Here is a 12,276-nt window from a genome sequence, read left to right as displayed (position 1 = left end):
TGCCGGCCGGGCCCGCGGACGGCGGGAGAGCTGCCCACGGACACCACGGCGGGTCATGCACCGGGTGCGAGCCCCGTCGAGCCGCGCCAGACGATGCGGTTCAGCGGGCCGTCGTCCTCGGGGGCGGGCGGCTCGATGCCGAGCGCGGCGGCGAGCTGGCGGATCGCCCGGCGGCCGACACGCTCGCTCTCGACGTCCACGCTGGTCAGGCCCGGCGGCATGACCGACCCGACCGGACTGTTGTCCCACCCCGTGACGCTGAGGTCCTCCGGGACGCGCCAGCCACGCTCGACCGCTCCGCGCACGACCCCGGCGGCCACCCAGTCGCTCGCGGCGACGACGGCCGTCACCCCGCAGTCGGCCGGCAGGTCGAGGATCCCCCGGCAGGCGCGCTGGGGAGACCAGTCCGTCTCCAGGACGCCGAACGACTCCAGGCCGCGGCGCTCGATCGTCTCCAGGTAGACGTCGCGGCGGTGCCGGGCGGACGCGTGGTGGTAGTCGCCGGCAGCGTGCAGGAAGCGGCGGTGCCCGCGCTCTGCGAGCCCGTCGACGATGTCGGCCACGAGGGAGGCCTCGGCGAGCTCCCCGATGGCCCGCATCGCCTCGTCGTACTGCGGGTAGACCACCACCGGGGTCGACAGCGTCGCCGCCCGGCGCTCGACGTCGGGCAACGGCGTCAACGAGACGATGCCCTCGAAGAGCCCGCAGTCGGCCAGCTCCAGCACTCGCATGTGCCGGGTCTCCGGTGGGCCTCCGAGCGTCACCACCTCGACGACGTACCCGATCTCCTCCGCGGCCCGGGTCGCGCCGGCCAGGACCTCCAGGGAGCTGATCGCGGTACCCGGGGGGAACACGAGGGCGAGGCGTCCGGTGCGGCGATCGCGCATGGCCCGCGCGATCATGTTCGGCCGGTAGTCGAGCTCCTCGATCGCGGCGCGGACACGCTCACGGGTGCCCTCGCGCATCCCGCCGTCGGTCCGCAGGTAGCGCGAGACGGTCTGGTGTGAGACGCCCGCGAGCTGCGCCACCTCGACGATCGTGGCGCGCTTGCGCCGAGCAGGTCTGGTACCCGTCACCCTCGAATCCTCCCTGGCATAGGCCGCAGTCTTCCGTGTCCCGGGGCGAACCGCCACGACCTGTGACGGCGGCGCCCGGCGCGGGTCCCCGACGACCTGCCACCAGTGCTGCCGTTGCTACTATAGTGAACGTTCACCCTCGGGACGAGCCCCATCGATCGGTGTGCAGCGCGGGGCAGCCCGCGGCGTACCGACGGTCAGAGCGAAGGAGCTGTGAGATGACCCAGCACAGACGGCGTCTCCTGACGGCGGCCACCGCCGTCGTCGCCGCAGGAGTCCTCGGTGCCTGCGGCGGTTCCTCCGGGACGAGCGGGCCCACCGACGCGCTCCCGACCGACGAGGAGATCACCCTGACCGTGGCCTGGTGGGGCGACGACGACCGCGCCGACCGGTACGCCGAGGCGCTCGCCCTCTTCACCGAGGAACACCCCAACATCACCGTCCAGCCGCAGTACCAGTCCTGGGAGGACTACTGGACGGCGCGCAGCACCGAGGCCGCCGGCAAGGCCCTGCCCGACGTGTTCGCGATGGACGCCTCCTACCTGCGGCAGTATGCCTCCAGCGGCCAGCTCGCCGACCTCTCCGCACAGGTCGGCACCCACCTCGACGTCTCCGGCATCGACGAGGCGCTGCTCTCGACGGGCGAGGACGACGGCGCCCTGGTCGCGGTGCCGACGGGGTCGAACACCCTCGCGACCTTCGTCAACCTGGACCTGCTCGACGAGCTCGGTCTCGAGCTCCCCGCGGAGGGGTTCACGTGGGACGACTACGGCGCGTGGCTCGCCGAGGCCAGCGCCGCCGGATCATCGATGGACCCGGCTGTCTACGGCGGTCCCGACTTCACCGCCGGCGCCAAGTCGTCGTTCTCCCTGTTCGGGCAGTGGCTGATCCAGCAGGGTGTGCAGCCGTTCACCGACGACGGCCGGCTCGGGTTCGCCGAGGAGGACCTCGCGCGGTGGCTGCACCTGGGCGACGAGCTGCGCGAGTCCGGCGCCTCCTACCCCGCCGAGCGCCGGACGCAGATCCAGCCGCAGCGCGGTCTCGGCGTCAACGAGCTCGTCTCGGACGTCGACTGGGACAGCCTGATCGCGAGCATCCGTGCGGAGTCCGGCGTGGACGACTTCACCATCCTGCCGGCCCCGTCCGGCGACCACGGGCCGCAGATGTACTGGAAGCCGGCGACGTTCTTCGCCGCGTCGGCGTCCAGCGAGCAGCCTGCTGCCGCCGCCACGCTGATCGACTTCCTCATCAACGATCCCGAGGTCGGCCGGATCTTCGGTACCTCGAAGGGTGTGCCCGCCGTGGCCGCCCAGCGCGACGCGATCGACCTCGAGCCCGGATCACCCGACGAGCAGGTCCTCGATTTCGAGGCTGACGTCGCCGACCTCGTCACCGAGCCGGCCCCGATCCCGGTCGAGGGCTACGGCTCGCTCGAGGCCGAGTACCAGCGTCTCGGCGAGGAGCTCCAGTACGGCAACATCACGGTCGACGAGTTCGTCGCGCAGTGGTTCTCCGCCGCGGCCGACGCCGTCGGACCGTCCTGACGCCCACCGACGTCGCCGTCGCGCAGGTCGGTCGGTAGTTCGTCGTGGGATCGGTAGTTCTTCCTACCGACCGCACGACGAACTACCGACCTCCCCCGCGGAGCTGAACCGGACGCTCGCACCGACACCGGCTCGGCGTCGGCCGCCGCGGGCGGCCACGTGCGTGCGACGCCACCCCAGAGGATGCCCGTGCACAGGGGCTGCGACCGGCCGGAGGCCCGGCCCGGGGATCCGTCAGGGTGCCGGGATGACCGACGAGATCCTCATCGCCCGCGAGCACGACCGCACGGGGCTGCGCGCCGCCGTCAAGGCCGGCAGCCTCGAACGTGTTCGCCGCGGCGCCTACCGTCCGACCACCTCGGCAGCCACCTGGGCCGACCGCAGAGAGCTTGCCCTCGACCGGATCCGCGCCGTCCATGCTCAGCTCCGGGCGACGCACGTGTTCAGCCACGTCAGCGCGGCCCTGGTCTGGGGATCTCCCGTGTGGGAGATCCCGGTACGGGTGCACGTGCGCCAGAGGTACCGGGCGGGCGGGGCATCGGCGACCGACATCGTCCGGCACCGACCGCTCCCGGCAGGACGAGTGATGATCGACGACCTGCCCGTCACCACGGCCCCGGAGACCGTCGCCGACTGCCTCATGTCCGCGCCTCCCCTGCACGGCCTCGTGATCGCCGACTGGTCGCTGGGCAAGATCTGCACCGTGGAAGAGGTCTGCCGAGTGGTGGCGGGTCGCGCGCAGCACCAGGGGCACGCCCGCGCCGAGCTGCTGCTCGACCTCGCCGACGGTGGTGCGCAGTCGGCCTGGGAGACGTGGCTGCGATACCTGGCGCTCCGGGTCGGGCTCCCCCGACCGCAGACCCAGTGTCCGGTCGAGACGGCCGACGGCACGTTCCACACCGACCTGGGCTGGCCTGAGCACGGCGTGCTCGTCGAGTTCGACGGGCGGGTGAAGTACACCGACGGCGCGTTCGGTCCGGCGTACGACGCAGAGCGAGCGCTGTTCGACGAGAAGACCCGCGAGGACGCCATCATGGCGGCAACGGGTGCCCGCGTGGCCCGGTTCACGGCGCGTGGAGCGAAGGATCCCGCCCGGGTGTCGCGCCGCCTGCTCAGCCTGTTCCCACCGCAGGTCCGTGCCGCAGCACGCGTCAATCCTCGTCTGCCCCTGCCGTGAGCTCCGCGGCGACACGGTCGGTAGTTCGGTGGGGGGGGGGGGGGGGGGGGGCGGCCCCCCCCCCCCCCCCCCCCCCCCCCCCCCCCACGACCGACCAGCGGGACGCGACGGCGTCACTCGGCGAGCTCGGCGGCCTCCAGCCACTCCAGCTCGACCTCGTCCTTCTCGGTGAGCAGCTCCCGCAGCCGGGCGTCGAGCTTCGCGACGCCCTCGTAGTCGGTCGGGTCGGCGGCCATCTTCTCGTGCAGGCGTTTCTCCTCCTCGGCCAGCCGTGTCAGGCGCTTCTCCAGCCGCTGCGCCGCCTTCTTCGCCTGACGCTGCGCCGCCGCCGACGGCGCCACGCGGCCCGACGAGGCAGGGGCGGGGGAATCCTCGTCGAGAGGCCGACTGGGTCTGGCAGGAGGCTGCGAGGAACGAGCAGCCGAGCGGACGCCTCTCGACGAGGATCCCCCCGCTCCCGCCGAACCCGACCCAGCAGCCGCGCGCCGCAGCTCGAGATACTGCTCCACTCCCCCGGGCAGGTCCCGCAGCGTGCCGTCGCCGAGCAGGGCCCACTGCCGGTCGCACACCCGCTCCAGCAGGTACCGGTCGTGCGAGACCACGATGAGCGTCCCCGGCCAGCCGTCCAGCAGGTCCTCTACTGCGGCAAGGGTGTCGGTGTCGAGGTCGTTGGTCGGCTCGTCCAGCAGCAGCACGTTGGGCTCGGAGACCAGCAGGCGCAGGAGCTGGAGCCGGCGGCGCTCACCGCCGGACAGGTCCCGCACCGGCGTGTGTGCGCGCTCCCGGGTGAAGCCGAGCCGCTCGGTAAGCTGCCCCGCCGTCATCTCCTTGCCGTCGACGACGACGGTGCGCTTCTCCGAGTCGACGACCTGCACGGCCGTGAGGTGGCCGACCTCGTCGAGCTCGGTCACCTCCTGGGTGAGCTCCGCGACCTCGACCGTCTTGCCGCGGCGCACGCGGCCGCCGTCGGGCTCGCGCCGCCCGGCCAGCAGCGCGAGCACCGTCGTCTTGCCGGCACCGTTGACGCCGACCAGCCCGTACCGGTCGCCGGGCCCGAGCCGCCACGTGACGTCGTCGAGCAGGGTGCGCTCCCCGCCGTCGGGCTGCGGGACGGTGACGGTGACGTCCTCGAGATCGAGCACGTCCTTGCCGAGCCGCTTGGTGGCCATCTGGGTGAGCTCGAGAGTGTCGCGCGGCGGCGGCTCGTCGTCGATGAGCGCGGCCGCGGCGTCGAGCCGGAACTTCGGCTTGGACGTGCGGGCGGGCGCGCCGCGCTTGAGCCAGGCGAGCTCCTTGCGCAGCAGGTTGTTGCGCTTCTCCGCGGTGGCGGCCGCCTGCCGGGACCGCTCCGCGCGCGCCAGGATGTAGGCGGCGTACCCGCCCTCGTAGCCGTCGACGGCGCCGGTCCCGTCCCCCCGCACCTCCCACATGCGCGAGCAGACGGCGTCGAGGAACCACCGGTCGTGGGTCACGACGACCAGTGCGCCCTGACCACCGGAGGGACGCCCGGCCGTCCCGTACCGCTTGCTCAGGTGCTCGGCCAGCCAGGCGACCCCCTCGACGTCGAGGTGGTTGGTCGGCTCGTCGAGCAGCATGACGTCCGGGTCGGTCACCAGCAGGGCGGCGAGCGCCGCACGACGGCGCTGCCCGCCGGAGAGCGTCGACACCGGCTGGTCCAGGTCCAGGTCCGCGAGCAGCCCGGCGTGCACCGTGCGGACGCGCGCGTCGGAGGCCCACTCGTGGGTGGCGTCGTCGCCGTGCACCAGGTCGAGCACCGTGGCGCCCGGCCAGGCCTCGTCGCGCTGGTCGAGCATGCCGAGCCGGGAGCCACCCACCCGGGTGACCCGGCCGCCGTCGGGCGCCGCCGTGCCCGCGAGCAGGCGCAGGAGGGTCGACTTGCCGGCGCCGTTGGGTCCGACGACGCCGATCCGGTCGCCGTCGTCGAGCCCGAGCGAGACGCCGTCGAGCAGGGTGCGGGTGCCGATGGTCAGGGAGATGCCGTCCGCACCGAGGAGATGAGCCACCGCCACAGCGTAGTCGCGGTGGCGCCTGCTCCTCAGCGCCGCAGGCGCAGCGTCAGCACCTGGAACGGCGTCAGTTCCACGAGCACGTCGTCCCCGTCGCGCTGCGCGTCGCCCAGCCGGCGCTCCAACAGATCGGTCACCTCCACCCCGGAGTGCTCGAGCCGCGGGGTGAGTCGCGCCCGTGCCCGACCACCCCGGCTCTCGTACAACCGGACGATCACGTCGCCGCTGCCGTCCTCCGCGAGCTTGAGTGCCTCGACCACCACCGCGTCGTCGTCCACCACGACCAACGGTTCGATCCCGTGCGAACCGGTCAGGACGCGTTCGGGAAGGTTGAGAGCGTAGCCGTGCCGGATCGCGTCATCGATGCCCGCACCGACGACGAGCTCGCACCGCATCTCGTGCCGACCCTGGTCGGCGTCGGGGTCCGGGAACATCGGCGCACGCAGGAGCGACAGGCGCACCGTCGTCCCCCTCGCGCCCTGATCGTCCGGCGCCCCGTCCGCCCGCGTGCGGCTGATGTCGTGCCCGTAGGTCGAGTCGTTGGCGACCGCTACGCCGAACCCCGGCTCACCCACGTGCACCCAGCGGTGCGCGACCGTCTCGAAGCGTGCCGCGTCCCACGAGGTGTTGACGTGGATGGGTCGGTGCACGTGCCCGAACTGGATCTCCGACGTCGCCCGGTCCGCCTGCACGTCCAACGGGAAGGCGAGCTTCAGGAGCTTCTGCCGCTCGTGCCAGTCGACGCGGGTGGTGATCCGCAGCCCACGCCCGGACGTCGGCAGCTCGAGGTCCTGCTCCAGCCGCGAGGCTCCGAAGCTCCTCACCACACGGAGTGCCGGGCCGGCCGACGTCTCGACGACGCCGATCGACTCGACGTCCACCAGGTCGACGGTGCTGCGGCGGTAGTGCTCGTCGATGTCCCACGCCTCCCACTCGTTGGGGATGTCACGGTGGAGCTGGAGCAGGTTGGCGTGCGCTCCGGGGAGCACGGCGTCCCGACCGCTGCCGATATTGACGGCGGAGACCACGTGCCCGGAACGGTCGACGACGACGCGCACCTGGCCGTTCGTCAGCTCCCAGCCCGCAGAGACCTCCACCGGGGTCACCGTCGAGGCCCCTCGCGGTGCGTCCGTCGGTGCGGCACCCAGTCCGGGCGCGCCGCTACGCTCGAACGGCCCCGCGTTGGCGACGACCCGTGCGTCGCCCTCGCCAACCAGCGCCCGCAAGGCGGACGTGACGATCTCGTCGAGCTCGCGGGCGACCTCCGCGTAGTTGCGCTCCGCCTCACGATGGACCCAGGCGATCGACGATCCGGGCAGGATGTCGTGAAACTGCTGGAGCAGGACCGTGCGCCACAGACGCTGCAGCCTCGCCGCCGGGTACTCCTCCCCTGCTCGGACGGCCGCCGTGGCCGCCCACAGTTCGGCCTCGCGCAGCAGGTGCTCGCTGCGACGGTTGCCCTGCTTGGTGCGCGCCTGCGACGTGTAGGTGCCCCGGTGGTACTCGAGGTACATCTCCCCCACCCAGGTGGGAGGCGCGGCGTACTCCGCGCGGGCGGCGTCGAAGAAGGTCTGCGAGTCCGACAGGATCACGCGGGGCGACCCCTCGAGGTCTGCCGTCCGGCGTGCTTGCGCGACCATCTCGCGCGTCGGGCCGCCGCCGCCGTCGCCGTAACCGAAGGGGGCGAGGGACGTGTTCGCGCGGCCCTTCTCGGCGTACTGCCGCTCGGCGCGCTCCAGCTCCGGCGCGGACAGGTCCGAGTTGTACGTGTCGACCGGCGGGAAGTGCGTGAACACGCGACTGCCGTCGATGCCCTCCCACCAGAAGGTGTGGTGAGGCATCGTGTTCGTGTCGTTCCACGAGATCTTCTGCGTCAGGAAGTTCTCGCTGCCGGCTAGGCGAGCCAGCTGGGGCAGCGCCGCGGTGTACCCGAACGAGTCCGGCAGCCACACCTCGTGCGGCTCGAACCCGAGCTCGTCGATGAAGTAGGTCTTGCCCGCCACGAGCTGGCGTGCCAACGACTCACCGCCGGGCAGGTTCGTGTCCGATTCGACCCACATGCCGCCCACCGGCAGGAAGCGTCCCTCGGCCACGCGCTCCCGGATCCGTGCAAACAGTTCCGGGTAGTACTCCTGCACCCAGGCGTACTGCTGCGCCGAGGAGCAGGCGAACCTCACGTCCGGGTCCTCGTCCATCAGCGACAGCACGTTGGAGAAGGTCCGCGCACACTTGCGCACGGTCTCCCGTGTGGGCCACAGCCATGCGGAGTCGATGTGCGCGTGCCCGACGGCGTGCAACCGGTGCGCGGAACCTGCTGCTCCGCTGGCGAGGACGTCCGCGAGAGCCGCCCGGCCGGCGGCAGCCGTGCCGGCGACGTCGTCCGGGTCGAGGGTGTCGAGCATGTCCTCCAGCGCGCGAAGCACCTGGGCGGCCCGCGGGCTCGTCGCCGGCAGCACGCAGTACAGGCCGTGGAGCGTCCGCACGTCGGCGACCAGCTCGGTCACCGTCTCGTCGACCAGCGCCACGTCCATCGCCCGCAGCACGTAGATCGGAGCATCGCCGGCGGTGTCCCAGGCTCCCATCGCGGTGGGCCGGATCCAGTCCCCGTCCGGTACGTCGGGGTTGGCCGCCGCCTCGATGTAGACATCGAGGCGGCCCTCACCGCGCAGCACCTGTCCGTCGACGAGCGGCACGTGCTGGTTGCGCGGCTCGACCGCCTTGACGATCCGTCCCTGCGGCGTCCACGCCGTGCCCTCGGCCTGAAATCCTGGGTTCGCCCCGGTGAACCCGAGGTCCACGACCATCTCCACGCGGGTGCCGGCCGGGGCCGCAGGCCCCCGCCACTCCTCGGGGACCGTACCGGTGACATGGAACCAGACCGTGTCCCACGGGCGACCCCACCGGCTCCCCACGGCGAACGGTGAGTACGTCGCCCCGACCGCGTCGTCGAACGGTACCGGCTCGCCCCCGACGGTCCAGGCGGACACCTCGAGCGGGCGGCGCTCGCGGTGGACGGCGGGCGCGAGTCGTTCGGCGACGAAGCGCTCGAGCCGGTCGAGGGTGCGGGCGGTGGTGTCATGCATGGAGAAGCTCCTGGTGGAGAGGGTAGGGACGAGGCGACGGCGGGGCCGGTGTCAGCCCTTGACCGCTCCGGCGAGCGCGAAGGACGAACCGGAGAGTCGCGAGACGAGGACGTACAGGCCGATGGCCGGGAGGGCGTAGAGCACCGAGTACGCGGCCAGCTGCCCGTAGGCGACCGACCCGTACTGCCCGAAGAACGCGAAGATGCTCACGGCCGCGGGTTGCTTCTCGGGGCTCAGCAGCAGCACGAACGGGACGAAGAAGTTCCCCCACGCCTGGATGAACACGAAGATGAACACGACGGCGATGCCGGGCCGCATGAGCGGCAGCACCACGCGGCGCAACGTGGTCATGGCAGACGCCCCGTCGGTCCAGGCCGCCTCCTCGAGGGAGATCGGGACGGAGTCCATGAAGTTCTTCGTCATCCAGATCGCCATCGGCAGCGAGGTCGCGGCCATGAAGAACGTGGTGCCCGGGAGCGAGTCGAGCAGGTTGAGTCGCACGAACAGCGAGTAGACCGGGACCATCATGGCGGTGATCGGCAGGCAGGTACCGAAGAGCACGGCGTACATGAACGCCTTGTTGAACCGCATCCGGTAGCGCGAGAGCGGGTAGGCCGCCAGCACGGAACCGACCACCGTGATGAGCCCCGTCCCTGCCGACAGGAGGAACGCGTTCATCAGCGGTCGCCAGGTCAGCTCGGGTGTCATGACCGCGGTGAAGTTCCCGAGGGTCACCTCCGAGGGGATGCCGACGGACAGGGTCGCGTCAGCATCCACGGAGGCGAGCACGATCCACCCCAGGGGGAGCAGAAAGCACAGCCCGATCAGGACGAGCACGGCGTTCGACAGCAGCCGGGCGGGACCGCGTCCCGGTGCCGCGACCGACGGCGCGCGGCGACGTCGAGCCGGGCGCACTGCACGGCCCGGAGCGGGCCGGGTACGAGTCCGGTTCATCAGTCCACCTCCGGCTTGAGGCTGCGTATGTAGACGATGGAGAACACGGCGCCGATGACGAGCATGACCGTCGCGATGGCGGTGCCGTAGCCGACCTGGGCGAACTTGAAGGCTTCCTGGTAGGCGAGGATCGGCAGCGTGGAGCTGTTCGTCCCCGGGCCGCCGCCTGTCATCACGTAGATGAGCGTGAAGACCGACAGCGTCTGCAGCGTGGTGAGCATGAGGTTGGTGGAGATGCTCCGCCGGATGGTGGGCAGGATGATCCACACCAGCCTCTGCACCGGGCCGGCGCCGTCGACGGTCGCAGCCTCGGTGATCTCGGGCGGGACCTCGGCGATCGCCGCCGAGTAGACCATCATCGAGAAGGCGGTGCCGCGCCAGACGTTCGCGAGGATGACGGCGAGCATCGGGTGCTCGAAGAGCCAGTCCGGTCCGGAGATCCCGACGTTCGCGAGCAGCGAGTTCATGGTCCCGTCCGCGTGGAAGAACGCGTACGCGGCGAACGCCGCGACGATCTCCGGCAGCACCCAGGCAGTGACGACGAGCGTCGACACGACGGCCCGCACGGGCGCCAGAGCTGATCGCATCAGCATCGCGAGCCCGAGCCCGGCGATGTTCTGACCGACGACCGCCGACGCCACGACGAAGAGGACGGTGAGCCACAGCGCCTGGGGGAAGGTGGGGTCGGAGAGCAGCCGGACGTAGTTGTCCAGGCCCACCCACTCCGGGTCGGCGGCGTTCGGGCCGGTCAGGGCGGCGTTGGTGAACGAACCGTAGAACGACCACACGACGGGCCCGAGCATGAACAGCGCGAGCAGGACGACGGCGGGCACCAGGGGTGCCAGGCGCCCCGCGGTCCGGCGCACGGGAGCGCGCCGGACCGCGGGTGCTGACCCCTGTGTCCGGGCCGGAGCAGGAGCGAGGGGCACGGAGGTCATCCCGCCGTCGTGTTGTCTGCACCGACGACGTCGACCACGGCGTCGTCGTACACCGCCGCAGCCTCCTCAGGTGTCTGCTGCCCCGTCATGACCGACTCCATCGCCACCTGGATCGCGTTGGAGATCTGCGCGTAGTCGGAGGTGGCGGGCCGGAAGTGCGTCACCTCGACCAGGCTGGAGAAGAAATCCGTGGTGGGGTTGGACTCGAGGTACTCGGCGTCCTCCGCCACGTCGGAACGTACGGCGATCTGGCTGTTGGACACCGCGAAATCCAGCGAGCTCTCCTGGTCGAGAGCGTGCGTGAGCACGTCGAACGCGACGTCGGGGTTCTCGCTGCCCGCTCCGATCGCCATGGTCCACCCGCCGGACATGCTGACCGCTCCGGGCGCTTGCCCGTGCTGGGTGGGCATCGGTGCGGTCCCGAGCGTCTCGGACCACTCGGGCCACGGCTTGGTGCCGGACTCGAGCCATGTCCCGGCCTGCCACGATCCGTCCAGAGCGATACCGAGCCTTCCTTCCGGCAGCCACTCCGAGGCCACGGTGTTCGCGACGTTCGGGTCGAGCGCCTGCTGCGGTGTCGGCGCGAGGCCTTCCGCGTAGATGGTCTGCAGGAACTCCAGTGACTCGACGAACTCCGGGGAACCGACGATCCACTTCGACTGGTCGGCGTCGTAGAGGGTGCTGCCGGTGCCGTACAGGAGCATCTCGAACCCTTGCATGGTCGAGGCCTCGCCCATCGGCTTCCCGGAGTAGACGTTCAGGGGGATGACGTCCGGGTCGGCGGCCTTGATCGCCCGCGCGGCCTCAAGGATGTCGTCCCAGGACGCCGGGGCCCAGTCCTCGGGAAGCCCTGCGTCGACGAGGACCTCCTTGTGGAACCACAGGCCGCGTGTGTCGGTACCCATGGGGACGCCGTACGTGCTGCCGTCGTCACCCCGGCCCGCCTCCTTGGCGGCGTCGACGAACTGGTCCCAGTCCTCCCACCCTGCGAGGTGATCGTCCAGGGGGAGGAGGTACCCGGCCTCCACGTCCGACTTGATCATGAACGTGTCCTCGTACATGAGGTCCGGTGCGGTGCTGGGCGAGCGCTGCATGAGCGCCAGCTTCGTGAAGTAGTCGTTCTGGCTCGCCTCGATCGGCACCAGCTCGATGGTGACGTCGGGATGGGCAGCCTCGTACTCCTCCTTGACCTCGGTGAACAGCTCGTCGGCCTGGGTGAAGTTCCCGAACTTCTGGTAGGCGATCTTGATCGTCACCGCCCCGTCGTCCCCAGCCCCGCCACCGCAGGCACCGAGTGCTAGGACGAGTGCGGTCGCCGCGGTGCCCGCGGCGAGTGGTCGTAGACGCATGGTGCTCCTTTGCCACATGGACGGCCCTCCGTCGGGCCGACGTCTCGCTTTATTCAATCGAATGGAGTTAATGCTGTCAACGGGTGCCGGGGACCTGCTCGAGGTGGTCGCACGTTCGGCGACGAGCA

8 protein-coding genes are annotated in these 12,276 nt (G+C 71.2%); 2 read left to right on the top strand and 6 right to left on the bottom strand.

Features of this window, described 5'->3' with window-relative positions; translation table 11 throughout:
* Positions 1-53: 53 nt before the first annotated feature.
* Positions 54-1,076: a LacI family DNA-binding transcriptional regulator gene (locus PZC42_RS06820; RefSeq protein ID WP_277209460.1), complete on the bottom strand. Its 1,023-nt coding sequence runs from the start codon at positions 1,074-1,076 to the stop codon at positions 54-56.
* Positions 1,077-1,294: 218 nt separating this feature from the next.
* Between PZC42_RS06820 and PZC42_RS06815 the strand changes: the two genes are divergently transcribed.
* Together PZC42_RS06815 and PZC42_RS06810 are read left to right on the top strand one after the other, a co-directional pair.
* Positions 1,295-2,620 (top strand): ABC transporter substrate-binding protein, encoded by a 1,326-nt coding sequence (locus PZC42_RS06815; protein WP_277209459.1) that lies wholly within the window; start codon positions 1,295-1,297, stop codon positions 2,618-2,620.
* A gap of 247 nt (positions 2,621-2,867) precedes the next feature.
* Positions 2,868-3,797 (top strand): hypothetical protein, encoded by a 930-nt coding sequence (locus PZC42_RS06810; RefSeq protein ID WP_277209458.1) that lies wholly within the window; start codon positions 2,868-2,870, stop codon positions 3,795-3,797.
* Positions 3,798-3,910: 113 nt separating this feature from the next.
* On the opposite strand, the gene PZC42_RS06805 is transcribed toward PZC42_RS06810, so the two are convergent.
* Genes PZC42_RS06805 through PZC42_RS06785 form a run of 5 tightly spaced genes read right to left on the bottom strand, consistent with a single transcriptional unit; the run spans position 3,911 to position 12,148 of the window.
* The gene (locus PZC42_RS06805; RefSeq protein ID WP_277209457.1) at positions 3,911-5,821 is read right to left on the bottom strand and encodes an ABC-F family ATP-binding cassette domain-containing protein; all 1,911 of its coding nucleotides are present in this window, start codon (positions 5,819-5,821) and stop codon (positions 3,911-3,913) included.
* A gap of 32 nt (positions 5,822-5,853) precedes the next feature.
* A complete protein-coding gene (locus PZC42_RS06800; RefSeq protein ID WP_277209456.1) occupies positions 5,854-8,907 on the bottom strand; it encodes an alpha-mannosidase in 3,054 nt (1,017 codons plus the stop codon).
* Between the two features lie 51 nt (positions 8,908-8,958).
* Complete coding sequence (locus tag PZC42_RS06795) at positions 8,959-9,861, bottom strand: carbohydrate ABC transporter permease (protein ID WP_277209455.1); 903 nt, start codon at positions 9,859-9,861, stop codon at positions 8,959-8,961.
* The gene (locus PZC42_RS06790) at positions 9,861-10,799 is read right to left on the bottom strand and encodes a carbohydrate ABC transporter permease (RefSeq protein ID WP_277209454.1); all 939 of its coding nucleotides are present in this window, start codon (positions 10,797-10,799) and stop codon (positions 9,861-9,863) included. The genes PZC42_RS06795 and PZC42_RS06790 overlap by 1 nt, the downstream gene beginning before the upstream one ends.
* Positions 10,796-12,148 (bottom strand): extracellular solute-binding protein, encoded by a 1,353-nt coding sequence (locus PZC42_RS06785; protein ID WP_277209453.1) that lies wholly within the window; start codon positions 12,146-12,148, stop codon positions 10,796-10,798. Before PZC42_RS06785 ends, PZC42_RS06790 begins: the two co-directional genes overlap by 4 nt.
* Positions 12,149-12,276 lie beyond the last annotated feature (128 nt).

Origin of the sequence: Isoptericola croceus, assembly GCF_029382255.1 — a bacterium.
Taxonomy (GTDB): Bacteria; Actinomycetota; Actinomycetes; order Actinomycetales; family Cellulomonadaceae; genus Isoptericola; species Isoptericola croceus.
This window is presented reverse-complemented; position numbering and strand designations above follow the sequence as displayed.

What these genes read in the sequence shown, in the direction of transcription:
- PZC42_RS06815 (WP_277209459.1), top strand. Translation starts at nt 1,295, where the DNA reads ATGACCCAGCACAGACGGCGTCTCCTGACGGCGGCCACCGCCGTCGTC.
- PZC42_RS06810 (WP_277209458.1), top strand. Translation starts at nt 2,868, where the DNA reads ATGACCGACGAGATCCTCATCGCCCGCGAGCACGACCGCACGGGGCTG.
- PZC42_RS06800 (WP_277209456.1), bottom strand. Translation starts at nt 8,907, where the DNA reads ATGCATGACACCACCGCCCGCACCCTCGACCGGCTCGAGCGCTTCGTC.
- PZC42_RS06795 (WP_277209455.1), bottom strand. Translation starts at nt 9,861, where the DNA reads ATGAACCGGACTCGTACCCGGCCCGCTCCGGGCCGTGCAGTGCGCCCG.
- PZC42_RS06790 (WP_277209454.1), bottom strand. Translation starts at nt 10,799, where the DNA reads ATGACCTCCGTGCCCCTCGCTCCTGCTCCGGCCCGGACACAGGGGTCA.
- PZC42_RS06785 (WP_277209453.1), bottom strand. Translation starts at nt 12,148, where the DNA reads ATGCGTCTACGACCACTCGCCGCGGGCACCGCGGCGACCGCACTCGTC.